This is a genomic window from Aliiroseovarius lamellibrachiae (assembly GCF_018599245.1).
Lineage (GTDB): Bacteria > Pseudomonadota > Alphaproteobacteria > Rhodobacterales > Rhodobacteraceae > Aliiroseovarius > Aliiroseovarius lamellibrachiae.
Genome location: NZ_JAHEVJ010000001.1, coordinates 226992 through 249589, shown reverse-complemented (window position 1 = coordinate 249589; position 22598 = coordinate 226992). Strand labels below are relative to the sequence as shown.

20 protein-coding genes are annotated in these 22598 nt (G+C 58.5%); 11 read left to right on the top strand and 9 right to left on the bottom strand.

All coding sequences use genetic code 11. The features are described from left to right. Positions 1–25: 25 nt before the first annotated feature. Both KKW20_RS01265 and KKW20_RS01260 read right to left on the bottom strand, forming a co-directional pair. Positions 26–1063 (bottom strand): rod shape-determining protein, encoded by a 1038-nt coding sequence (locus KKW20_RS01265; protein ID WP_214565408.1) that lies wholly within the window; start codon positions 1061–1063, stop codon positions 26–28. Between the two features lie 224 nt (positions 1064–1287). Further along, complete coding sequence (locus KKW20_RS01260; protein WP_214565407.1) at positions 1288–2829, bottom strand: 2-isopropylmalate synthase; 1542 nt, start codon at positions 2827–2829, stop codon at positions 1288–1290. A 424-nt stretch (positions 2830–3253) separates the two neighbouring features. Between KKW20_RS01260 and KKW20_RS01255 the strand changes: the two genes are divergently transcribed. Continuing rightward, positions 3254–4531, top strand: a complete 1278-nt coding sequence (locus KKW20_RS01255; protein WP_214565406.1) for an NAD(P)/FAD-dependent oxidoreductase — start codon at positions 3254–3256, stop codon at positions 4529–4531. Positions 4532–4643: 112 nt separating this feature from the next. Here KKW20_RS01255 and KKW20_RS01250 read toward each other — a convergent pair whose 3' ends face one another. Next, positions 4644–6134, bottom strand: coding sequence for an MORN repeat-containing protein (locus tag KKW20_RS01250; RefSeq protein ID WP_246534381.1), 1491 nt, complete (start codon positions 6132–6134; stop codon positions 4644–4646). Between the two features lie 213 nt (positions 6135–6347). Between KKW20_RS01250 and KKW20_RS01245 the strand changes: the two genes are divergently transcribed. After that, positions 6348–8009: an NAD+ synthase gene (locus tag KKW20_RS01245; RefSeq protein WP_214565404.1), complete on the top strand. Its 1662-nt coding sequence runs from the start codon at positions 6348–6350 to the stop codon at positions 8007–8009. A gap of 18 nt (positions 8010–8027) precedes the next feature. On the opposite strand, the gene KKW20_RS01240 is transcribed toward KKW20_RS01245, so the two are convergent. After that, on the bottom strand, positions 8028–8960 hold the full coding sequence (locus tag KKW20_RS01240; RefSeq protein WP_214565402.1) for an MBL fold metallo-hydrolase: 933 nt from the start codon (positions 8958–8960) through the stop codon (positions 8028–8030). A 109-nt stretch (positions 8961–9069) separates the two neighbouring features. On the opposite strand from KKW20_RS01240, the gene KKW20_RS01235 reads away from it, so the two are divergent. Continuing rightward, entirely contained in the window at positions 9070–9498 is a 429-nt protein-coding gene (locus KKW20_RS01235; RefSeq protein ID WP_214565400.1) for a DUF1801 domain-containing protein, read from the top strand. Positions 9499–9560: 62 nt separating this feature from the next. On the opposite strand, the gene KKW20_RS01230 is transcribed toward KKW20_RS01235, so the two are convergent. Then, complete coding sequence (locus KKW20_RS01230) at positions 9561–10001, bottom strand: hypothetical protein (RefSeq protein ID WP_214565398.1); 441 nt, start codon at positions 9999–10001, stop codon at positions 9561–9563. A 206-nt stretch (positions 10002–10207) separates the two neighbouring features. Here KKW20_RS01230 and gltX point away from each other — a divergent pair, with 206 nt between their 5' ends. Then, on the top strand, positions 10208–11533 hold the full coding sequence (gene gltX, locus KKW20_RS01225) for a glutamate--tRNA ligase (RefSeq protein ID WP_214565396.1): 1326 nt from the start codon (positions 10208–10210) through the stop codon (positions 11531–11533). Between the two features lie 69 nt (positions 11534–11602). Here the strand turns inward: gltX and KKW20_RS01220 are convergent, their stop codons facing one another. After that, a complete protein-coding gene (locus KKW20_RS01220) occupies positions 11603–11824 on the bottom strand; it encodes a hexameric tyrosine-coordinated heme protein (protein ID WP_214565394.1) in 222 nt (73 codons plus the stop codon). A gap of 171 nt (positions 11825–11995) precedes the next feature. On the opposite strand from KKW20_RS01220, the gene KKW20_RS01215 reads away from it, so the two are divergent. Next, positions 11996–13405: an MATE family efflux transporter gene (locus KKW20_RS01215; protein WP_214565393.1), complete on the top strand. Its 1410-nt coding sequence runs from the start codon at positions 11996–11998 to the stop codon at positions 13403–13405. Here KKW20_RS01215 and KKW20_RS01210 read toward each other — a convergent pair. Beyond that, positions 13376–13954, bottom strand: a complete 579-nt coding sequence (locus KKW20_RS01210; protein WP_214565391.1) for a gamma-glutamylcyclotransferase family protein — start codon at positions 13952–13954, stop codon at positions 13376–13378. The genes KKW20_RS01215 and KKW20_RS01210 overlap by 30 nt on opposite strands. Positions 13955–14094: 140 nt before the next feature. Between KKW20_RS01210 and gcvH the strand changes: the two genes are divergently transcribed. From gcvH to KKW20_RS01185, 5 genes are all read left to right on the top strand, one after another. After that, complete coding sequence (gene gcvH / locus KKW20_RS01205; RefSeq protein WP_214565390.1) at positions 14095–14454, top strand: glycine cleavage system protein GcvH; 360 nt, start codon at positions 14095–14097, stop codon at positions 14452–14454. Positions 14455–14607: 153 nt separating this feature from the next. Next, positions 14608–15051 (top strand): thioredoxin TrxC, encoded by a 444-nt coding sequence (gene trxC, locus KKW20_RS01200; protein WP_214565389.1) that lies wholly within the window; start codon positions 14608–14610, stop codon positions 15049–15051. Between the two features lie 131 nt (positions 15052–15182). Further along, complete coding sequence (locus tag KKW20_RS01195) at positions 15183–16703, top strand: di-heme oxidoreductase family protein (RefSeq protein ID WP_214565388.1); 1521 nt, start codon at positions 15183–15185, stop codon at positions 16701–16703. 1 nt (position 16704) lies between these two features. Next, complete coding sequence (locus tag KKW20_RS01190; RefSeq protein ID WP_214565387.1) at positions 16705–17739, top strand: imelysin family protein; 1035 nt, start codon at positions 16705–16707, stop codon at positions 17737–17739. A 2-nt stretch (positions 17740–17741) separates the two neighbouring features. After that, positions 17742–18824, top strand: coding sequence for a DUF1513 domain-containing protein (locus tag KKW20_RS01185; RefSeq protein WP_214565386.1), 1083 nt, complete (start codon positions 17742–17744; stop codon positions 18822–18824). 39 nt (positions 18825–18863) lie between these two features. On the opposite strand, the gene KKW20_RS01180 is transcribed toward KKW20_RS01185, so the two are convergent. After that, positions 18864–19238, bottom strand: a complete 375-nt coding sequence (locus tag KKW20_RS01180) for a GFA family protein (protein ID WP_214565384.1) — start codon at positions 19236–19238, stop codon at positions 18864–18866. Between the two features lie 144 nt (positions 19239–19382). Between KKW20_RS01180 and KKW20_RS01175 the strand changes: the two genes are divergently transcribed. Continuing rightward, on the top strand, positions 19383–19973 hold the full coding sequence (locus KKW20_RS01175; protein ID WP_214565382.1) for a DUF937 domain-containing protein: 591 nt from the start codon (positions 19383–19385) through the stop codon (positions 19971–19973). Between the two features lie 92 nt (positions 19974–20065). Here KKW20_RS01175 and KKW20_RS01170 read toward each other — a convergent pair whose 3' ends face one another. Continuing rightward, entirely contained in the window at positions 20066–22570 is a 2505-nt protein-coding gene (locus KKW20_RS01170; RefSeq protein WP_214565380.1) for a GcvT family protein, read from the bottom strand. Between the last annotated feature and the right edge of the window lie 28 nt (positions 22571–22598).

Below are 22598 nucleotides of genomic sequence, written 5' to 3'. Positions count from 1 at the left end.
TGGGATCCCTATGAGGATCCCGCGCTTAGCTGTCGTAGTCAATTACGTGGCGCAGTTGTTTTTCAAACTCAAGCGCCTTGCCGGTGCCCAGCGCCACACAATTCAGGCTTTCGTCAGCCACAGAAATGGACAGGCCGGTTTGTTCACGCAGGGCGAGATCAAGTTCACCCAAAAGCGCGCCACCCCCGGTCAGCATCACGCCGCGATCGACGATGTCAGCGGCCAGATCGGGCGGGGTTGCCTCAAGCGCGGTCATCACCGCTTCGCAGATTTGCTGCACCGGTTCGGCCAGTGCCTCGGCCACTTGGGCTTGGTTGATCTCGGTTTCTTTTGGCACACCACTCAGAAGGTCACGACCACGGATCATCAGGCTGGCGCCACGTCCATCATCGGGCATCCGGGCGGTGCCAATTTCGGTTTTGATCCGCTCGGCCGTGGCCTCGCCCACCAGTATATTGTGGTTGCGACGCAGATAGGAAATGATCGCGTCATCCATCCGGTCACCGCCGACGCGCACCGAGCGCGCATAGACGATATCGCCCAGCGACAGAACCGCCACCTCGGTGGTGCCGCCGCCGATATCAACCACCATATTGCCGGTGGGATCGGTGATGGGCATGCCCGCGCCAATCGCCGCAGCAATGGGTTCAGCCACAAGACCTGCGCGGCGCGCACCGGCGGACAGAACCGACTGGCGGATCGCGCGTTTTTCCACTGGCGTTGCCCCGTGAGGCACGCAAACAATGATCTTTGGCTTAGAGAAGGTCGAGCGTTTATGGACCTTGCGGATGAAGTGTTTGATCATCTCTTCCGCACTGTCAAAATCCGCGATCACCCCTTCGCGCATCGGGCGAATGGCCTCGATGGATCCGGGGGTGCGCCCCAGCATCAGCTTGGCGTCTTCGCCCACAGCCAACACTTTTTTAACGCCGTCTTTGACGTGATAGGCCACCACCGAGGGTTCGTTCAGCACGATGCCCTTGCCCTTGACATAGACCAACGTGTTCGCGGTCCCGAGGTCAATTGCCATATCTGACGAGAACAATCCTGCAAACCCTGCCATCTGTGATGCCTATCCCTGTCGTAAATCAATAAAAGTCCGCGACTCTGATGAGGGCAGACGGAGGATATATAAGTGTCCTGTGGCTTGGGTGAAACCCCTAATGAGTGGTGCCCGGCGGCTTATCGCCACCGGGTACGGTCACTCTTGTATTTTACCAACATCACCACCGCTATTGGCGCTGAAAACACCGATAAAACAGTCCTTACCGAACATTCGACAAAGGCTTATTCTGCGTCAGGTTTGGTCTTTTCGCGGCGCGTGATCAGGTTATTAAGTGCGTTCACATAGGCTTTCGCCGAGGCAACAACCGTATCTGTGTCCGCCGATTGGCCGGTGACGATCTTGCCGTCCTCTTCCATGCGCACGGTTACGGTGGCCTGCGCATCGGTGCCTTCGGTCACGGCGTGCACTTGATAAAGTTGCAGGCTGGCCTCATGCGGAAACAGCTCTTTGATCGCGTTAAACGTCGCATCCACAGGGCCGTCGCCGGTGGCGGTTTTCTGGTGATCCACCCCGTCGATTTCCATGGTCAGATCTGCCGATTGCGGCGCCTCTGTGCCACAGATCACCCGCAGGAATTTGACCTGAAGGCGGTCATTTTCCGCATCCGATCCATCGGTCATCAGCGCAATCAGGTCATCGTCGTAAATCTCTTTCTTACGGTCGGCCAGTTCTTTGAAACGGACAAACACGTCCTTCATCTGGTTGTCGCCCACCTCGAACCCCAGCTGGTTCAGACGGTCACGAAGTGCGGCGCGTCCCGAGTGTTTGCCCAGCACCAGCGACGTCGCAGACAGGCCCACATCCTCGGGGCGCATAATTTCAAATGTTTCGGCGTTTTTCAGCATGCCGTCCTGGTGGATGCCGCTTTCATGCGCAAAGGCGTTTTTGCCAACGATGGCTTTATTGAACTGCACCGCAAAGCCCGAAACTTGCGCCACGCGGCGCGAGATTTGCATGATCTTGGTGGTGTCCACGCGTGATTTCCACGGCATGATATCGTGGCGGACCTTCAGCGCCATCACCACCTCTTCCAAGGCGGTATTGCCGGCCCGTTCGCCCAACCCGTTGATGGTGCATTCGATCTGGCGTGCGCCTGCTTCTACAGCGGCCAGCGCATTCGCGGTCGCCATGCCCAGGTCATTGTGACAATGGGTGGCAAAGATGATTTCATCGGCGCCCGGCACCCGTTCCAGCAGCATCTTGATCAGATCGGCGCTTTCGCGTGGGGCGGTATAGCCCACGGTGTCGGGAATATTGATGGTGGTGGCCCCGGCCTTGATGGCGATTTCAATCACGCGGCACAGGTAGTCATGTTCGGTCCGGGTCGCATCCATCGGTGACCATTGCACATCGTCGACCAGATTGCGTGCGTGGCTGACGGTGTTGTGGATCACATCGGCCATTTCATCCATGGTCAGGTTAGGGATCGCGCGGTGCAGCGGCGAGGTCCCGATAAAGGTGTGGATGCGAGGACGCCCAGCGTGGCGCACGGCTTCGGCGGCGCGGTCAATATCTTTGACCATTGCGCGCGACAGCCCACAAATTGTCGCTTGTTTGGACCGTTTCGCGATTTCTGACACGGCGGCAAAATCGCCTTCTGAGGCGATTGGGAAGCCCGCCTCGATGATGTCCACGCCCATATCGTCCAGCATTTCAGCGATTTCGAGCTTTTCATCATGGGTCATGGTTGCGCCGGGGGATTGTTCGCCGTCGCGCAGGGTTGTGTCAAAAATCAGCACATTGTCCGAAGGTACATTCGTCATGGTCGTGTCTCTTTATCTTGATAAATTATGGCTTAGCAGTGCCCTTGGGGGCCTGTGAAATGTCCGATTGTGTCGGGATCTTCAGGCGGTGTTTGGCGCGGGGCGTCTCCTCTGAGCGGTCGCGCCAAAAGGCACGCTCAGAGGCGGCTAAGAAGCAGAAGTGCAGCTAGGCCCAAGGGGGCGGATGCGATGATATGTGTCTGCGGTTCCATGGCGGTGACTATAGGGCGGATTTCCGGAGGGGAAAGCCCCTTTTTCACAATTTTCACCTTCACATTTATATTCAAATATTCCTATATGTTCCCATCAACCCTTGCTATACGTCCAGACAAGTCTTTAACATATAAATCGGACTCCCGCCGGGACGCAGGCGGCACACTCTTCTGGCGGCGGCTGCCGACAGAATGACAACAAGAGGAAGAACATGGCACATATTGTTATTTTGGGCGCCGGATTGGGTGGGACAATCCAAGCCTATGAACTCAAGGACAGCTTGTCGAAATCAGACAAGGTGACGGTCATTTCCAACAAGTCATATTTCCAGTTTACCCCGTCAAACCCATGGGCGGGCGTGGGGTGGCGGTCACGCGATGAAATTGTGATCGAACTGGCGCCAACGATGAAAAAACGCGGCATTGATTTCATCTGCGACGGGGCGACAAAACTGCGCCCTGAGGACAACCAGATTGATCTCGCCAGTGGGCGCGTGGTGGATTACGACTATTTGGTCATTGCCACCGGCCCTGAGCTGGCCTTTGATGAAATCGAGGGCTTTGGCCCCGCGGATCAGGGCGGACACACCCATTCGGTCTGCACCATTGAACACGCCGAAGTCTCGGGGAACCAATGGGAAGAATTTTGTGCAAACCCCGGCCCGATTGTGATTGGTGCCGCCCCGGGGGCAAGCTGTTTTGGCCCGGCCTATGAATATCTGTTCACTGTGGAAACCGATCTGCGGCGGCGGAAAATCCGTGACAAGGTACCGATCACCTTTGTCACCTCTGAACCCTATATCGGCCACCTTGGACTGGGCGGCGTGGGGGACACCAAGGGCCTTTTGGAAAGCATGCTGCGCGAACGGTCGGTGAATTGGGTGGTCAATGCACGCACCGAAAAATTCACCGAAGACATGGTCTATGTGACCGAGCTGGACGAGCAGGGCAACGAGAAGAAAACCCACGAGATCGCGCAGAAATACGCGATGCTTTTGCCCGCGTTTCGTGGCATTCCCGCCTTGATGGGGATCGAGGGTTTGGTCAATCCGCGCGGCTTTGTCATCGTTGATGAATATCAGCGCAACCCGACGTTTCAAAACATCTTTGCCATTGGGGTGTGCATCGCCATCGCCCCGCCGGTGGCCACCCCGGTGCCTACCGGCGTGCCGAAAACCGGTTTCATGATTGAAAGCATGGTCACCGCCACCGCGCATAATTTGCCCCGCGTGATAGAGGGGCAGGCCCCCAACAACCTGCCCAGCTGGAACGCGCTATGCTTGGCCGATTTTGGCGACCGTGGGGCAGCCTTTCTGGCGATGCCACAAAACCCACCGCGCAATGTGAACTGGGTCTCGTATGGACGGTGGGTGCATTGGGCCAAACTGGGGTTTGAATGGTACTTCATGCGCAAAATTCGCAAAGGCGTTTCCGAACCTTTTTACGAGCGTCTATTAATGAAGCTTTTGAAAATAAACAAAATTCGCTGACAACGCCGCCGCGAAATGCGGTTAAAAATCCGGGCCATTTGGATAGGCTGAATGGTCCGGTTACAGTTCCCGTTACAGTACCCTTATTACATTTCCCGTGGCCTGTGTTGCGTCAGTTTGAAGTGGCTGTGCCGTTTTGATCACTGCCGTTCTGGTCGGCTTCAGCCGCGCCCACGGGGGCCGCGACAGGCGTTTCTGCTGCGCTCACCGCGCCCTGCAGCACACCATCCTGCCAGACGCCATCTTCGCGCGTGCCATCAGCACGGATGACAACCCCGGTGCCGTGCCGTTTTCCTTTGGCAAACCCGCCTTCATATCGGTCACCATTTGCATAAAGCGCTTTGCCTTCGCCGTGAAATTCACCCGACAGCCAGTTGCCGTCATAGGTAAAGCCCTTGGGGGTGGTCAACTTGCCCCCACCTTCGCGCAAGCCCCCCACAAAAGCGCCTTTATAGGTCGTGCCATCCGCCAGCGTGGAGACCCCAACCCCATGCGGTTTTCCCGCCTGCCACTGACCCACATAGCTGGCGCCATCTGCGGCGGTCAACGTCCCGTCGCCATCATAAAGTGCATCAACAAACTGGCCGTCATAGACCGCGCCATTGGCATAGCGCGCGATGCCTTTGCCCTCGATCACACCACCGACCCAGCCCCCTTCATAGGAACTGCTGTCGGGATAGACGATCATGCCAACCCCATCGGCCAAACCGGCACGAAACTGCCCCTGATACACCGAGCCATCAGGATAGGTCACAACCCCGTCGCCCTCGATCACGCCAGCCACCCATGTCCCGTCATAGCGATAGCCATCTGCGCCGGTGAACGCGCCCTTGCCTTGCCGTTTATCGTCGGCAAACTCCCCCAGGTAGACATCGCCGTTGGCATAGGTCACTTTGCCTTTGCCCTGCCGTGCGCCGCCGACAAACGCGCCTTCATAGACGTCACCATTCACCTGTGTCAGCACGCCAACGCCGTTCATCTGGCCCTTCACCCACCGTCCTTCATAGGTCATTCCATCGGCGGCCAGCAGCGTCCCCTCGCCGTCGCGTTCATCATCGCGCATCTCGCCGGTGTAAACCGACCCATCCGAATAGGTGGCCACGCCGCGACCGGTTTTCACGCCGATCACCCAATCGCCCTCATAGACATAACCCGTTGGGCTTTCCATCCGGCCCTTGCCGTGGTGCAGCGCGTTGCGAAACCCGCCTTCGTATTTCACGCCATTGGCGTAAATCGCCATGCCGGACCCGTTGATTTTACCGTCCACCCAGTCGCCTTCATAGGTGCCACCATCGGCAAATGTGATGCGCCCGAAGCCTTCGGGTTTGCCCTTGGCAAAATTCCCTTCGTAAACCGACCCATTGGGAAAGCGCGCCACCCCCTGCCCGACAATCTCGCCGTCCACAAACTCGCCGGTGTATTCATAGCCCGATGGCAGCCGGTAAGTGCCCATGCCATGCTGAAGCCCGCCCTTAAAGCTGCCCTCATAAATTGCGCCATCTTCATATTGCTTGGTTTCCACCTGTCCCTGCGCGGCGAAAGGCGCGGCAAGGCAAATCCCCAGACTGGCAACTCGTAAAAACTGGTGCATTTTCAACCTCATCATCTGAACGGGGCACGGCCAAACAGCGGCGGTGAACGGGGATCCTTGCGGGGCAGAGTAAAGGACGCCTCTTGCCGAAACAACGCTTTTCCCCTACCCGGTCGGTATAGCATTTCGGATTTTCCCCGTGGGGATTTTCGCGAAACACTTTAACCTCGGCCAAATGCTGCTACATCTGATCCGAGAAATGTGAAACGGTAAAAGAGACGCGCGATGAGTGAGACATTCCGCCTGACCCTGGCCCAGTTGAACCCAACCGTGGGGGCCTTGCGGGCCAACGCCGACAAGGCGCGCGCCGCGTGGCAAGACGCCAAAGACGCAGGCGCGCAGATGGTGGCCTTGCCCGAAGCGTTTGTGACCGGCTATCAGACCCAGGATCTGGTGATGCGCCCACAGTTTTACCAAGACGCAATGGGTCTGATTGATGCGCTGGCTGCGGAGTGTGCCGACGGCCCTGCGATGGGCATCGGCGGGCCGTATCACGACGGTCGCAACCTTTATAACGCGTATTACATTCTGGACGGCGGCGCGGTGAAAACCCGCGTCTTAAAACAGCGCTTGCCCAATGAAACCGTGTTTGACGAGGTGCGCCACTTCACCTCTGCCGACCCTCAAGGCCCTTATTCCATTGGCCCGTTGCGCATCGGAAGCCCGATCTGCGAAGACGCATGGCACGCGGATGATGTGTGCGAGACGCTGGCGGAAAGTGGTGCTGAAATCCTGCTCATCCCCAATGGCTCGCCTTATTTCCGCAACAAATACGACGTGCGCCTTAATCACATGGTTGCGCGCGTGGTCGAAAGCGAACTGCCGCTGATTTACTTGAATATGGTCGGCGGTCAGGACGATCAGGTGTTTGACGGCGGGACATTTGCGCTCAATCCCGGCGGGGAACTGGCGCTGCGCCTGCCGGTCTTTGATGAAGAGATCCGCCATATCGACATTGACCAAACCGACGACGGTTGGCGCATTCGGGCCGGAGAGGTTGCCCCGCAGCCCGACGCGTGGGAACAGGACTACCGCGCGATGGTCGAGTCCTTACGCGATTACATGGGCAAGACGGGTTTCAAACAGGTGCTTTTGGGGCTGTCCGGCGGCATCGACAGCGCCATTGTCGCGACCATCGCGGCGGACGCTTTGGGGCCGGAAAATGTGCGCTGTGTGATGTTGCCGTCTGAATATACCTCGCAGGGGTCATTGGATGACGCCAAAGACATCGCGGGGCGCTTGGGTTGCCCTTATGATTTTGTGCCGATCAAAGAAGGGCGCGATGCGATCACCAACACTTTGGCACCGTTTTTTGAGGGCACCAAACCGGATGTGACCGAGGAGAATATCCAGTCGCGTCTGCGTGGGTTGCTGCTTATGGCGCTGTCCAACAAGACCGGGGCGATGCTGTTGACCACCGGGAATAAATCCGAAGTCGCCGTGGGGTATGCCACAATTTATGGTGATATGTCAGGTGGTTACAATCCGATCAAAGACCTTTACAAGATCCGCGTTTTTGAACAATGCCGCTGGCGCAATGAACATCACCGTGACTGGATGATGGGCCCGGCGGGCGAGGTGATCCCGGTGTCGATCATCGACAAGCCCCCTTCGGCCGAGCTGCGCCCCGACCAGAAAGACGAAGACAGCCTACCCCCCTATGAGGTGCTGGATGCCATTCTGGAAAGGTTGATTGACGACGAAAAATCGGTGGCCGAGCTGGTCGCCGAGGGCTTTGACAAAGCCACCGTGAAAAAGGTCGAACACCTGATCTACATCTCGGAATACAAACGCTTTCAATCGGCCCCCGGAACGCGTCTGACCAAAGGCGCATTCTGGCTTGATCGCCGTTATCCAATTGTCAGCCGCTGGCGGGACATGTCGTAAACACCCCCGCCAATCGGGCTATCCCCCCATCAACAGCTGATAGCTGTGCGGCACATAATGAAAGCCGCCCGCGCGTTCTTCGGCATAGCCCAGCGCGGGGAACGGCATGTGATAGCCGACGAAGGGCATTTTCTCAGCCGCCAGCATGGTCAGCAGGGATTGCCGGGTTGCGGCGGCGGCTTCTTTGTCCCTGTCAAATTTCACCTCCCACGTCGGATAGGCCAAGGACCAGACATAGTGGTTGGCAAAATCCGCCGCGATCAAAAGCGATTGCCCGTCGCTGTCGATCCGAAACGCCATGTGGCCGGGCGTGTGACCAAAAGCCTCGACCGCTTCAATGCCCGACACCACCGCGTCACCGCCGGAAATCATCCGCATTTTCTCGGCCAAAGGGGCGACTTTTGCGTCAAACCCATCGTTGCCAGCGGCAGCCCAGTGATCAAACTCAACCGCGCCGGTGACGTAAGACGCGTTGGGAAAGGTCACGCCCATATCCCCTGACAGTCCGCCAATGTGATCGCCATGCATATGGGTCAGCACCACAATATCCACCTGATCCGGCGTATAGCCCGCCGCCCCAATGGCCGCCGTGATCCCGGCGGGGTTCAACCCGGTGTCAAACAACACCAGATCCGCCCCGGTGTTCACAAGCGTTGGGGTAAAGAAAAACTGCGCGGCATTGGTGGGGATATTGGCCGCCGTGGAGGCATCTGCAAAATCCTCTTCGCTGACATTCATACCAAAAATCGCCTGTGGATTGTCCACCGTACGCATCCCCGCCAGCAAGGTTGTCACCTCAAACTGGCCCACCCGAAACCGGCGAAAATCAACGGTCGGAATGGCCATTTGCGCGGCACTTGCCAGCACCGGAGCCGCAGATAACACCGCCAAAGGCGCAGCCCCCGCCGTCAGCAATAAACGGCGTCGTTGGATACGGAATGAATTGGACATGAACTCTCTCCCTCAGATCAAATTTCGCGAAAACAGACCGGCGCAGTATACTTCAAATCCACGCCACAATGACGCGCGTCACATAATTGTGACAAGAAAGGAGCCACAGATGACCCAAAACAAAACCCAACCAACCGGGGCCTCTGTTGTGGATTTCATTGCCGCGGTCACACCCGAACGGCGCCGCAAAGACGCCGAAACGCTGAATGCGCTTTTTCAGCACATCACTGGATTTAATCCGCAGCTTTGGGGACCATCAATCATCGGTTACGGGCGCTATCACTACCGCTATGAAACCGGGCGCGAGGGCGATTTTCTCGCCACAGGATTTTCCCCACGCAAAGCCGCGCTTTCGATCTACATCATGCCGGGATATCAGGATTACCGTGATACCCTCGCCCGTTTGGGCAAACATAAAACCGGCGTATCCTGCCTTTATATCAATAAACTAGACGACATCGACCTCGATGTCCTCGCCAAGCTCATCCAGACCGGCCTTGCCGACCTGGATAAAATCTGGCCCGTCCATCCAAACTGATCCCGCGAACCGATCCGCGCCTTTTCCTCTTTCCAAAAATATCCCCGCCGGAGGCATAAAACCTAAAACCCACCGGTCCGTAAAAACGCACCCGTCAGGACAAAAAGCACCGACAAAACAGTGACCGCGCGAATGTGCCACGCCATGATCGAAAGCGTGTCAGCCGACAGGGTCGGGATCACCCGGAACCGGGCGTTGATCGCAAAGATGACCGTCACCGCCAACAGGATCAGCTTGACCGCAATACCCGTCACAAGCGCATCAGAAAAGCTGAACCAAAGCCCGTAATCCGGCTCCAGATCATGGGCGAGCCACAGCCCGCCCGCGACCTGCACCAACAGCGCCGGCATGCCAACCCGTTCAAACCCTTGTTCAAATCGGGTCAGAATGCCGGGATCCCGCGCGGCCAGCGCACGCGGCAACACGGTCAGCGCCAGGATAATATGCCCGCCGGTCCAGATCGCCGCCCCAATCAGGTGCAGCGAGAGAATCATGTAAAACATCTGCTCTTCCGTCACTGGTCTCTTTTGCCCAACGCTAACACCGCGCGGCCAGCGCGCCTTGATGAAACACAAGCCACGCGCGATTTTGCGGGTTTTCGCCAGATCGGTCCTGATGCCCCATCCACGCGTCTGGCATGCCCTGGCACGCTTCTGGTGGACAAATCCACCGCATTGTGAAAGGACGACGCGGCAAGGAGACACGACCCATGACCACCACCCGTTTCGCGCCATCCCCCACCGGATACATCCATGTGGGCAACCTGCGCACCGCCCTTTTCAATTACCTGATCGCCCGCAAATCCGGCGGCCAGTTCATTCTGCGTCTCGACGACACGGACCCTGAGCGTTCAAAGCAGGAATATGCCGACGCGATCATGCAGGATCTGGAATGGCTGGGCCTGACGTGGGACCGGGTTGAAAAGCAATCGGATCGGTTGGCGCGTTATGAGGCGGCAGCCCAGGAACTCCGCGATAACGGTCGGTTTTATGAATGCTTCGAGACGCCGGTTGAACTGGATCTCAAACGCAAAAAACAGCTGAATATGCACAAGCCGCCGGTTTATGACCGCTCGGCGTTGGCCTTGTCTGATGAGGAAAAAGCCAAGCTGCGCGCGGAACGTGGCCAAGGGCATTGGCGCTTTAAGCTTAATCAAGAACGCATCACCTGGACCGACGGCATTCTGGGCGACATTTCCATTGATGCGGCGTCGGTGTCAGACCCGGTGCTTATTCGCGGCGATGGTCAGTTTCTGTACACGCTGGCCTCGGTCTGTGACGATATTGATTTCGGCATCACAAACGTGGTGCGCGGGTCGGATCACGTCACCAATACGGCGACGCAAATTCAGATCATCGAGGCGCTGGGGGGCACGGTGCCAAGCTTTGCCCATCATTCGCTTTTGACCGGTCCACAAGGCGAGGCACTGTCGAAACGGCTGGGCACGTTGGCGCTGCGCGATCTGCGCGAACAGGGTGTGGAACCTTTGGCCCTGCTGTCGCTGATGGCGCGCCTTGGGTCGAGCCAACCGGTTGAACTGATGTCGTCGTTGGATGAGATTGCGGACGGGTTTGATCTGTCAAACTTTGGTGCGGCCCCCACCAAATTTGACGAGCAAGATCTGTTCCCACTGACCGCGCACCATTTGGCGGCCAAGCCTTACGCGGATGTCGCGGACACTGTGACCGCCTTGGGTGTGCCAGCGGATCAGGGCGAAGCCTTCTGGAATGTGGCGCGCGAAAACATCACCGTTCTCAAAGACTTGGCCCCGTGGTGGGAGCTGTGTTCCACCGGCGCCGACCCGGTGATTGCCGATGAAGACAAAGAGTTTGTGGCTGAGGCGCTGGGTTTGTTGCCCAACGGTCCTTTCACGGGCGACACATGGGGCGCTTGGACCAAAGAGGTGAAAGCCGCCACCGGTCGCAAAGGGCGCGGGCTGTTCATGCCGCTGCGCAAAGCGCTAACCGGCATGGACCACGGCCCGGATATGTCCGCGCTTCTGCCCTTGCTGCAAGTGATCCGCGCAAAGGGGTAAATTCTAAAAGGTCGCCAATTAGGGCGGCCTTTTCTCGTTTCTTCGCTCGGGATACAGATATCGGCGGGCTTAGCGCCAGTAATTATTCGCCTGCGCCACGGTCTGAAAGTTGGTCGCCACAACCCCCGACACCTGCGTCAGGCTGTCGGCGCTGTTGGCATAATCCGGGCGCATCTTTGTGCGCGCGTCGTCATCGGGCTGGGTTTTCTTCACCGCCATTCGGGATAATTTGATCGCCAGATCATAGCCCTCTTCGGGCGTTGCGGTGATCAGAGTGGGTAGCCAGGACATGCCGTTCTCCTTTTTGGGTCAGGTGTCAAAGTCCAATGAGCCTGCCTGCGTCGGGGCATGCGGTCAAGCAACGGTCGCGCCCTCTGCATTCCCGCACAGCCCCCCTGCATCCCTGCCACTGGCGCCCGGTCCGCAATTGCGCCACAGTGATCTGCGCAACAGGAGAATGTGATGAGTGACAGCAGCCCCCCCGAAAACCCACAGGCAAAATTCCTAACCGGCAGTTTGATGCGGCACATCACCGTGATGGCATTGACGTCATCGGTGGGGCTGATGGCGATCTTTATGGTCGACCTTGTGGACATGATTTTCATCTCATGGCTGGGCCGGGATGAGCTGGCGGCGGCGGTGGGATATGCGGGTGCAATCCTGTTTTTCACGTCCTCCTTTGGCATCGGCATGTCGATTGCGGCGGGCGCTTTGGTGGCACGGGCTTTGGGCGAAGGGGACGCACAAAAGGCGCGCAGACGCGCGGCGACCGCGGTGCTGTATGGCGCGGGCTTTGGGGCCATATTTGCCGCCGCCGTTTGGTTTAACGTGCGTCCCTTGGCCGAACTTTTGGGCGCTTCTGGGGATACGCTGGACCTTGCGGAAACCTATCTTAAGATCATCATTCCATCGCTGCCTGTTCTGATCATGGGCATGGTCGGCGGGGCGATTTTGCGCGCCCATGGGGATGCGCGCCGGGCGATGTATGCAACCATCTGGGGCGGCGGCGTGAACGCGGTGCTCGACCCGATCCTGATCTTTGGGCTGGGGCTTGATCTGACCGGGGCGGCCCTTGCCTCGGTTGCGGCGCGCCTGACCATTGGCGCGCTGTCTTTGGTGCCGATTTATCGCCATCACGGCGGGTTGGACAAACCCACCAAGGCGGAATTCAGCCTGGATTTTCCAGATCTTATGAAGATCGCCATCCCGGCGATCCTGACCCAATTCGCCACCCCCATCGGCCAGGCCTATGTGACAAAATCCATGTCGAGCCACGGCGAAGATGCGGTGGCGGGCATGGCCATCACCGGGCGTTTGGTGCCGGTCGCCTTTGGCATTATTTTCGCGCTGTCGGGTGCCATCGGGCCGGTGATAGGCCAGAATTTCGGCGCTGGCAAAATGGACCGGGTGCGGCTGGCCTTTCGCGAAGGCATCTTGTTCACGGCCATTGTTGTCGGCGTCGTCAGCACCGGTCTGTTCCTTGCCCGCGCGCCCATTGCGGATCTTTTCAACGCCCAAGGGCTGACCCGCGATCTGGTCTATCTCTTTTGTGGTCCCCTTGCGCTGATGTGGTTTTTTAACGGGGTGATTTTTGTCACCAACGCGGGCTTTAACAATCTGGGCCATCCGTTCCGCTCGACCCTGATCAACTGGGGACGTCACACGGTGGGCACCGTGCCATTTGTCATTCTTGGTGGGCAATATTGGGGGGCGCCGGGGGTGTTGATCGGTTGGAATGTCGGTGGTTTTGTCTTTGCGGTGATCGCGTTGATCCTGTTTATGCGGATGCTGAACCATGAGACGTGCACCCCGCAAACCGACCAATTTGCGCGCCAGGGGCGGCTACAGGCGTTGTTTAGTTTCCGCCGGTAAACTGGCCAGCCAATCATCCACCAAAGCGCGCTCGGCCGTTGTCAGGGACTGTGCGCGCGGGTAAATCGGCGCGTTCCTGTCGTTTTGAATGGGGGCGTGCCAGCCATCGGTTGTGGCGAAAAACCGGTCCACGCCAGCGCGGCCAAACATGTGCAAATACCCCTGCACCACCACGTCCAAATAGCTGAGAAGCACCGGGTTTTCAGCCGTGGGTTCTGAATGCGCGCCTTCGGAAATCGCGTAAACCGCCACCTCCACGTCCCCTGCTTGATGGGTGACTTCGCCCGCCAATGGCACACGCGCATAGGCCCGTTCGCGGTGGTCCAACGCATCCCAATCGGCGCCGGGAACCGAGGCAATCAAACCGTCGATTTCACTTTGCGCACAAGGCACCGCGGTCAGGTAACACACCGCGCGCAAGGGCGAGGCCCGCCACGCTCGCCGCCAGCCTTTCAGCTTTGCCGCTTGCACATTTTCATAGTCATGCGTGCGCGCATTCACGAGCGACCCATAGCCAAAGAAATACGGATCTTTCACAGGAATATTCATCCCGCCACCCTGCCGGGCCGGTGCCGTCTTTGCAAGAGCCTGGAAAGCGCGGCGTCGCCCCACAAAAGGGCCACACAGAGGGGATTGCCAGTCCCGGCCAAGACCGCTACCAAATTCAGAACACGATCAGGAGAGCATCAATGAAATACACCGAAGAACACGAATGGCTGCGCGTCGAGGGCGGCGACATTGTGGTTGGCATCACCGCCCATGCGGCTGAGCAACTGGGGGACGTGGTTTTTCTGGAACTGCCCGAGGTTGGTGACACCGTGTCGGTGGATGACGAGGTGGTGGTGATCGAAAGCGTCAAGGCGGCGTCAGACATCCTGAGCCCGCTGGACGGCGAGATTTCGGAAGTGAATGACGCCCTTGTGGACAACCCAAATGCGGTGAATGACGACCCCGAAGGCGAGGCGTGGCTTTTCAAAATCAAGGCGTCCGATCTGTCCCCGATGGACGATTATATGTCTGAAGCCAAGTATAAAGACTTTATTGGCTGATCTTTTGTGACCCGTCCGGCCTTGGCGTTCGGGTCACATTTGCGTGCGGGTCTTGCCTTTTCGTGCAGGGACATTCAGGTGATGCCCTTCCCTTGACGTTCCCCTTTGGCGCCCTACATATGCGTCATAACGAATATATAAAGCGAGGCCCCCATGGCATCCCCCCTTAAAATGACCTGTTTTGAATGTGGTGCGGTGAACCGCGTGCCCAGTGACAAGCTGAGCGCGGGGCCGAAATGCGGCACCTGTGGCGCGCGTATGAACGACGGCAAAGTGCGTGAATTGGACCCCGCCACGCTGGCCAAAGCGATGAAAAACGATGACGTTCCGCTGCTCATTGATTTCTGGGCGCCGTGGTGTGGCCCGTGCCGCCAGATGGCCCCGGCGTTTCAACAGGCAGCCCGCAGCCTGGCCCCACAGGCGCGATTGGCGAAGATCAATACCGAAGACCACCCCAAGGTCTCGCAAAAGCACAATATTCGCGGCATTCCGGCGCTGTTGCTGTATCAAAACGGCCGCGAGGTGAAACGGCATGCGGGTGCCATTCCGGCCCAAATGATCGAGGCTTTGGTGCGCAACAACGCCAAACTCAGCTGAGCATCATAAAACCGTCACAGAGCGTGGGGTAAGATGGGGTTTGGGGTCGATTACCTGAGTATTTTACTCAACTTTTTGCTTTACCCAAGGATGATCCCGGCCTAAAAGCGGCAAAAACGGATGTGATCCTGATGCCCCTCTTGCCACGCCTTGCATGTTACAGCGCCGGCTTTCTCGCGCTGTTGGCCCCCGCCCCCCTTTGGGCGCAGGCGGCTGTTGGCCCGTGGGGCATGCCGCATCTGACGATCTTGTCGCCCCAAGACGGCGACGCCGCCAAGACAGCATCGGTGCTGGGCGCGCCCAAGGGTTTCACCCAAGCAGAAGCCTTTGAAGATCGCAGTGCCGGGGCTGGCACCTTGATGCCACCCTTTGGCCGCGCGCCGTTTTCGCACCCTTCGCCAATCCTGCCCGAAGATCTGCGGTTGGATTTCACCCTTGGTGAGGCCCTTTTTGAAAAGCTCTGGGTGGTGGCGCCCTCGTCCACCATATCCTCTGACGGGTTGGGGCCGCTTTACAATGCGCGCGCCTGTTCGGCCTGTCATGTGAACGATGGGCGCGCGGTGCCCCCTTCGGACGACCAAGAAACACCGGGGTTGATGCTGCGATTGTCTGTGCCCGGCAGCGCGGGGAAAGCCCCCTTTGTGCCAGCGCCCATTTACGGCGCGCAGTTGCAGGACCGCGCCATTGCGGGCCAACCGGCCGAGGCGAAGTTGCGCGTGGTCTACACGCCGCTGCCGATCACTTTGGACGATGGAACCGTGGTTGAGCTGCGCGCGCCGCGTTATGAAATGCGAGACCTTGCGCATGGGGCTGCCTCACCGGACCTGATGACCTCGCCGCGCATTGCGCCGCAGATGATTGGGCTGGGCCTGCTTGAGGCAATTTCCGAGGCGGATATTCTGGCCCGCGCCGACCCTGATGACAACGATAATGATGGCATTTCAGGCCGCCCCAACCGGGTCTGGTCGCGCGAACACGACCAATGGATGCTGGGCCGGTTTGGCCATAAAGCGGGCAATCCAACCGTGCGTCAGCAATCCGCAGATGCGGCCAATGGCGACATCGGACTGTCCAACCCGCTGTTTCCAAACGCATGGGGCGATTGCACCGAGGCGCAGGTGGGCTGCCGCAACGCGCGCGATGGCAACACGCCCGAACAGGGCAATTATGAACTGGGCCAAGTCACGCTGGATCTGATCACGCTTTACACCACACATCTGGCGGTTCCGGCCCGACGGGACGTGGCAAGCGCACACGTTCTGCGCGGCAAAGCGCTTTTTTATTCAAGCGGTTGCACCGGTTGCCACACACCGAAATACGTCACCCCTCGGCTGGAACAGGACCCGGCGCGGTCGTTTCAACTGATCTGGCCCTACACGGATCTTTTGCTGCATGACATGGGGGCGGGGCTGGCGGATCAGCGACCAGAGTGGCAAGCCGACGGGCAAGAGTGGCGCACCCCGCCCCTGTGGGGGCTTGGCCTGACCAAAACCGTCTCGGGCGCGCGTGGATTTTTACATGATGGCCGGGCCGAAACCTTGCTGGAGGCGATCCTGTGGCATGGCGGCGAGGCGACGTCTGCACGAAACAGCCTGCGCGGGATGGATGCCCCAGACCGTGACGCATTAATCGCCTTTTTGGAGTCTTTATGACGTGAAACATCTTATCCTTTCTGGCCTTTTGGCCTGTCTATTGCCCGTCACCGCCAGCGCGGCGGACGCCCCGCGCCCAACCGATCACAAGGCCATGCAAACCCGTGTGCTGGGTGTGTTGGAGGGGCAATTTGGCGCGTTTCAAACGGCGGCGCATCAGTTGTCCGGGGCGGCCTCGGCCTATTGCGCCCAAGCGGGATCGCTGGACACGGTGAAAGCCACATTCCGCGACACATGGCTCGCGTGGGCACCTTTGGACGCCTATCAGTTTGGGCCGATTGAAACGCAGGGTGCCGCGCTGACGGTGAATTTCTTTCCCGACAAAAAGGGCTTTGTATCGCGGGCCTTACGCGCCTCGCGCAAGCTGTCAGAGGCGGATCAGGCGACCCCCGCCGTGATTGCCAAACGAAGTGTGGCCACCCAAGGCCTGCCCGCGATAGAGCGGTTGATTTACGACGGCGAAACATCCCCTTGCCCGCTGTTGGTTGGGATCACAGGCAATCTCGCCAATGTGTCGAGCGCGCTTTATGACGGCTGGTTTTCCGATGGCGGTTGGGCCGATCTGGTGCGCACGGCGGGGCCGGACAATCCGACTTACCTCAGTGATGAAGAGTTCACCAAACAGATCTATACCGCCCTTGGATTTTCCATTCTGCGCATCAAAGAGCACCGTTTGGGGCGCCCCCTTGGCACCTTTGAACGCGCCTTTCCCAAGCGTGCCGAAGCATGGCGGTCTGGGCTGACCAATGAGATTATCAACGCGCAACTGGGTGGGATGATTGCCATCGTGGACCGCGGATTTGCCGGTGGATTGTTCAACCCGACCCACGCGTGGATTGTGCAGGTCATTCGCGACACCCAAGCCCGAGTGGACAAGATCGGCGCGCCGATTAAAGACGCGGTTGAGGATCCCACTATGCGGGTGCGCATCGAAGGGCTGCAAAGCAAGCTGATCTATCTGCAACGGCAATTGGATCAGGACGTGGGCCCCGGGCTTGGGGTGGAAACCGGGTTCAGCGCGGGTGATGGGGATTGAGTATGAAACGTCGTGAGTTTTTAGCCGCAGCCGCAGTTTTTGCGGCCTCCCCCGGATGGGCCGCGGCCGGTGCGCCGGATTTCATTACCGCGGCAAACAAGGGCGATAAATCCTCGTCCCTTGTGGGGCTGACGCAAGACGGCGACATCCGGTTTCAGATCGCCATTCCCGGTCGCGGCCACGCCGCCGCCGTGCACCCCAACCGCCCCGAAGTGGTGGGTTTTGCGCGCCGCCCCGGTCGCTTTGCCGTGGTTTTGGATTGCGAAACAGGCGCAGAGGTGGCCCGGCTGCACAGCCCCGAGGGGCGTCATTTCTATGGCCACGGCGCGTTTTCGGCGGATGGCACGACGCTTTTCACAACCGAGAATGACTATGACGCGCCCGCCGGTGTGCTGGGTGTTTGGGACGTCAGCGCAGGGTATAAACGGATCGGTGAACGCCCCTCTGGTGGCATCGGTCCGCATGAAATTTTGCGCCGTCCAGATGGTGGATTTGTCGTGGCCAATGGCGGCATTCAGACCCATCCTGATCTGGCCCGCAGCAAGCTGAACCTGCCCACCATGCGCCCCAATCTGACCTATCTGACCCCGGACGGTGGCGTGAAAGATCAGGTGGAAATGGACGGCACCATGCACCAAAATTCGATCCGACACATGGATATATCGCCCAATGGAACGGTGGTTATCGCCTTGCAATGGCAGGGAAATCCGATGATGCGCGTGCCGATGGTGGCACGTCATAGACGCGGAGAGGCGTTGGAACTGATCTCGCACCCGGACGAGCTGGCGCTGAAAAACTACGCAGGATCCATTGCCATTGACGGCGAGGATGACAGCTTTGTTGTGACCGGTCCCAAGGGCGGTGCGGTGCTGTATTTTGACCGTCACGGCGGCCCGGATGGGTCCAGCCACTATGGCACAGCGTCAGGGGCCGCGCAGCTGCGCACCGGGGGCGTGATGATCACCTGTGATGGCGGCATGATGCTTCGTCGTCAGCGGCAAGAACGGTTTATTCCGGTCCCCGGCGCCGATGTGGATGCGGGCGCAGAGCGGTTGTCGTGGGACAATCATCTGGTTGCGGTGTAGCGGCACCCCAAAGACAGGCCAAAACGCCCGCCCCAAGGCTCAGTCGAGAAATTCCCAACTGTCCGCCCCGTCAAAGCGGCGCACGCGCAGCCCGTCCAGATCTTTGGGATCCGCCATGTTCAGGTTTACCGCAAACCGGTCGCCTTGGGCATTGTCACCCGGCCCCCAATGGGTCAGGCAGCCACAGGTTTTACAGCTGTGAAAGGTGATCCCGCGATCCCCCCAGCTGTACCCATGCACATGATCTTGCCCGGTCAAAATCGCGCCGGTATTGGGCGGGCAATGCGCCCAGATGGCCGCATATCGGCGACAGGTCGAGCAATTACAGCGCACCGCAAACTCGGGGCGGCTCACCTCAAACGTGACGGCGCCACAGTGGCAGGCGCCTTGGATCATATCTTGTGCGTCGGTCATAACTGCGCTCCGTTTTCTCATTGAAACCTGATGCAACGTAACTGCCAGCTTTGCAGAACGGGTAAAATCCCGCAAGCTTTCCCCTTTGGTCAAGCAAGCGCAATCTGGCAGGTTGGGGAAAATCGTATTTCTCAGGAGGAAATCATGTCCCTATTGCAATTATTGCAACAAGCACAAAACGGTCAGGGCTTGTCGGAATTGGCCGGCAAAATTGGGATCGACAGTGCCCAAGCCGGTGAATTGACGGCCCTTTTGGCGCCGGTCATCGGAAAAGCCACCAAAACACAGGCCGAAAGCGGCGGATTGTCGGGCATCATTGGCGCGCTTCAGGGCGAAGATCAGGCCGCGATGTATGACAACCCAATTGAGGCGGTCACGGACGCCGGCCAAGCCCAAGGGGCGAGCTTTCTGAACGGTATTTTGGGCAATGGTGGCGCGGATAATCTGGCCGCCCAAGCGGCAGAGCGCACCGGAATTGATCTGGCCCAGGTCTCGGCGTTTTTGCCTGCTCTGGCGGCGATGGCACAAGGCGGGATGCAGAAAACCATGCCGGACGCCGCCCTTAACGCGATGGCGCCAAAACCCGAAGGGGCCAGTGGCATTATGGGGCTTTTGGGGGGCCTGATGGGCAAATCCCAAGCGGGCGCACCGGATCTGTCCATGCTCACATCCTTTTTGGATGCGGATGGCGACGGGTCGATGGTGGATGACATTATGGAAAAGCTTCAGGGGTAACCTGCGCGGTTTTATTCCCGAAACGAGAAAAGCCCCGGCATCACACCGGGGCTTTTATTTTCAATTGAACCAACATGTTAGACACCAAAACATTAGGCAGCGTCGGCGTTTTTCCGAATGGTTTCGTTTTTCGGATCATAAGGGCTGTCGACGGTGACTTCGGCGTCATACAGCGCACCCATGATTTTCACCTGAACCTTGGTGCCGGGCACGGCGAGTTCGGGCGGCAGATAGCCCATGCCGATTGATTTCTCAAACGCCACCGAATAGCCGCCAGAGGTCAAACGACCGACCTTTTTACCATCCAGGAACAGCGCCTCGCGGCCCCATGGATCCGCGTCATCCGGCCCGTCGATCAACAGCGTGCAGCACTTGAAACGCACACCCTTTTCAACCATCGCCTCTTTGCCGTGGAAGTCTTTTTCCAGATCAATAAAGCGCGGCAGGTCCGCCTCGGCGGGGGTCGCATCACGCCCCAGCTCGGTGCCAAATGCACGGTAAGATTTCTCCATCCGCAGCCAGTTTTGCGCCCGCGCGCCAACCAGTTTCATGCCGTGTTTCTCGCCTGCTTTTTCAAGCAAATCAAAGAGATAGTTTTGCATTTCAATCGGGTGGTGAAGCTCCCAACCCAGTTCGCCAGTATAGGCCACACGGATCGCATTCACAGGACACATGCCCAGTTCGATCTTTTTGGCACTGAGCCACGGGAAGCGTTTGTTGGTCAGCGCGGTGGCCGGATCGGCGTCCACGATCACCTCGTTCAGCACGTCACGCGATTTCGGCCCGGCGATGGCAAACACGCCCCATTGGCTGGTCACATCCTGGATTTCGATATAGCCAAACTCTTCCATTTTGTCTTCGGCAGCTTTGCGCAGGAAGTCGGCGTCATACTCGGTCCAGGCCCCGGCGGAAACGAGGTAATAGTCGTTTTCGCCATTGCGCACGATGGTGTATTCGGTGCGCGTTGTGCCGTGTGAGGTCAGCGCATAGGTCAGGTTGATCCGGCCAATTTTTGGCAGTTTGTTACAGGTGAACCAATCCAGAAACTGGGTGGCGCCGGGGCCTTTGACGACATGTTTGGTAAAGGCGGTGGCATCCACAAGGCCCACGCCTTCGCGGATGGCTTTTGCCTCTTCCACAGCATATTGCCACCATCCACCGCGTCGGAACGAGCGGCTGTCATGGTCGTTAAACCCAAGTGGCGCATAGTAATTTGGACGTTCCCATCCGTTCACCCAACCAAATTGCGCACCGCGTGCGGCTTGGCGATCGTACGCGGGCGAGGTGCGCAAGGGCCGTGCCGCTGGGCGCTCTTCGTCCGGGTGGTGCAGGATGTAGACGTGTTCGTAGCATTCTTCGTTTTTGCGCGCGGCAAACTCGGTGGTCATCCAGTTCGACGAATACCGTTTGGGGTCAAGCGACGCCATGTCGATCTCGGCCTCGCCATCCACCATCATTTGCGCGAGGTAATAGCCAGTGCCGCCCGCCGCGGTGATGCCAAAGCTGAACCCTTCGGCCAACCACATATTGCGTAGACCGGGGGCCGGACCCACCAGTGGGTTGCCGTCAGGGGTGTAGCAAATAGGGCCGTTAAAGTCGTCTTTCAGACCCGAGTCAGCACAGGACGGCACGCGTTCGGCCATCGCCATATACTGATCCGCAATCCGGTCCAGATCCAGCGGGAACAGGTCCGCGCGGAAGCTGTCGGGCACGCCATGTTCAAAACGCGCCGGGGCGCCACGTTCATAGATGCCAAGGATCCAGCCGCCACGCTCTTCACGGGCATAGCTTTCGTTGTCGGCGTCACGCACAACAGGGTGCTCGGGGTTGCCAGCTTCGCGCCATTTCACCAGCTCGGGGTCTTTGTCCATGACGATAAAGGTGTGTTCCACCGGGATGGCGGGCATTTTGATGCCCAGCATTTTGGCGGTGCGTTGGGCGTGGTTGCCCGAGGCGGTCACGACGTGTTCAGCAGTAATCACAACGGTTTCATCAGAGGCGATAAGATTGCCGCCTTTTTCCACCATTTTGGAACAGGTCACTTCCCAATGGGTGCCGGTCCAGTGGAAGGCATCGGCCTGTAGCTTACGCACAATCTCAACGCCACGCTGACGCGCCCCTTTGGCCATGGCCTGGGTCACATCGGCGGGGTTAATGTAACCATCTTCGGTGTGATAAAGCGCGCCTTTAAGATCCGAAGTTTCGATCAGCGGCCAGCGTTCCTTGATCTGATCCGGGGTCAGGAATTCATAGTTGATGCCCACGGAATCGGCGGTCGACGCGTACAGCTGGTATTCGTCCATACGTTCATCCGTCTGCGCCATCCGCAGGTTGCCCACCACGGAAAACCCTGCATTCAGCCCGGTTTCTTCCTCAAGCTCTTTATAGAACTTGACCGAATAGTCGTGAATATGGGTGGTGGCATAGGACATATTGAAAAGCGGCAGCAGACCAGCGGCGTGCCATGTCGAGCCGGACGTCAGCTCGTCACGTTCCAAGAGCATCACATCGTTCCAGCCAGCTTTGGCCAAGTGATACGCGATCGAGGCACCAACAGCCCCCCCGCCAACAACAAGCGCTTTCACATCCGTTTTCATCAGCCGACTCCCTTGGGGCTATTTGTTG

Bases quoted from the DNA above. Each gene is read 5' to 3' on its own strand.
- KKW20_RS01265 (WP_214565408.1), bottom strand. From the start codon at position 1,063: ATGGCAGGGTTTGCAGGATTGTTCTCGTCAGATATGGCAATTGACCTC.
- KKW20_RS01235 (WP_214565400.1), top strand. From the start codon at position 9,070: ATGACCCAAAACAAAACCCAACCAACCGGGGCCTCTGTTGTGGATTTC.
- KKW20_RS01245 (WP_214565404.1), top strand. From the start codon at position 6,348: ATGAGTGAGACATTCCGCCTGACCCTGGCCCAGTTGAACCCAACCGTG.
- KKW20_RS01215 (WP_214565393.1), top strand. From the start codon at position 11,996: ATGAGTGACAGCAGCCCCCCCGAAAACCCACAGGCAAAATTCCTAACC.
- trxC (WP_214565389.1), top strand. From the start codon at position 14,608: ATGGCATCCCCCCTTAAAATGACCTGTTTTGAATGTGGTGCGGTGAAC.
- KKW20_RS01220 (WP_214565394.1), bottom strand. From the start codon at position 11,824: ATGTCCTGGCTACCCACTCTGATCACCGCAACGCCCGAAGAGGGCTAT.
- KKW20_RS01210 (WP_214565391.1), bottom strand. From the start codon at position 13,954: ATGAATATTCCTGTGAAAGATCCGTATTTCTTTGGCTATGGGTCGCTC.
- gcvH (WP_214565390.1), top strand. From the start codon at position 14,095: ATGAAATACACCGAAGAACACGAATGGCTGCGCGTCGAGGGCGGCGAC.
- KKW20_RS01260 (WP_214565407.1), bottom strand. From the start codon at position 2,829: ATGACGAATGTACCTTCGGACAATGTGCTGATTTTTGACACAACCCTG.
- KKW20_RS01175 (WP_214565382.1), top strand. From the start codon at position 19,383: ATGTCCCTATTGCAATTATTGCAACAAGCACAAAACGGTCAGGGCTTG.
- KKW20_RS01185 (WP_214565386.1), top strand. From the start codon at position 17,742: ATGAAACGTCGTGAGTTTTTAGCCGCAGCCGCAGTTTTTGCGGCCTCC.
- KKW20_RS01250 (WP_246534381.1), bottom strand. From the start codon at position 6,134: ATGAGGTTGAAAATGCACCAGTTTTTACGAGTTGCCAGTCTGGGGATT.
- KKW20_RS01195 (WP_214565388.1), top strand. From the start codon at position 15,183: ATGCCCCTCTTGCCACGCCTTGCATGTTACAGCGCCGGCTTTCTCGCG.
- KKW20_RS01180 (WP_214565384.1), bottom strand. From the start codon at position 19,238: ATGACCGACGCACAAGATATGATCCAAGGCGCCTGCCACTGTGGCGCC.
- KKW20_RS01255 (WP_214565406.1), top strand. From the start codon at position 3,254: ATGGCACATATTGTTATTTTGGGCGCCGGATTGGGTGGGACAATCCAA.
- KKW20_RS01170 (WP_214565380.1), bottom strand. From the start codon at position 22,570: ATGAAAACGGATGTGAAAGCGCTTGTTGTTGGCGGGGGGGCTGTTGGT.
- KKW20_RS01240 (WP_214565402.1), bottom strand. From the start codon at position 8,960: ATGTCCAATTCATTCCGTATCCAACGACGCCGTTTATTGCTGACGGCG.
- KKW20_RS01230 (WP_214565398.1), bottom strand. From the start codon at position 10,001: ATGTTTTACATGATTCTCTCGCTGCACCTGATTGGGGCGGCGATCTGG.
- gltX (WP_214565396.1), top strand. From the start codon at position 10,208: ATGACCACCACCCGTTTCGCGCCATCCCCCACCGGATACATCCATGTG.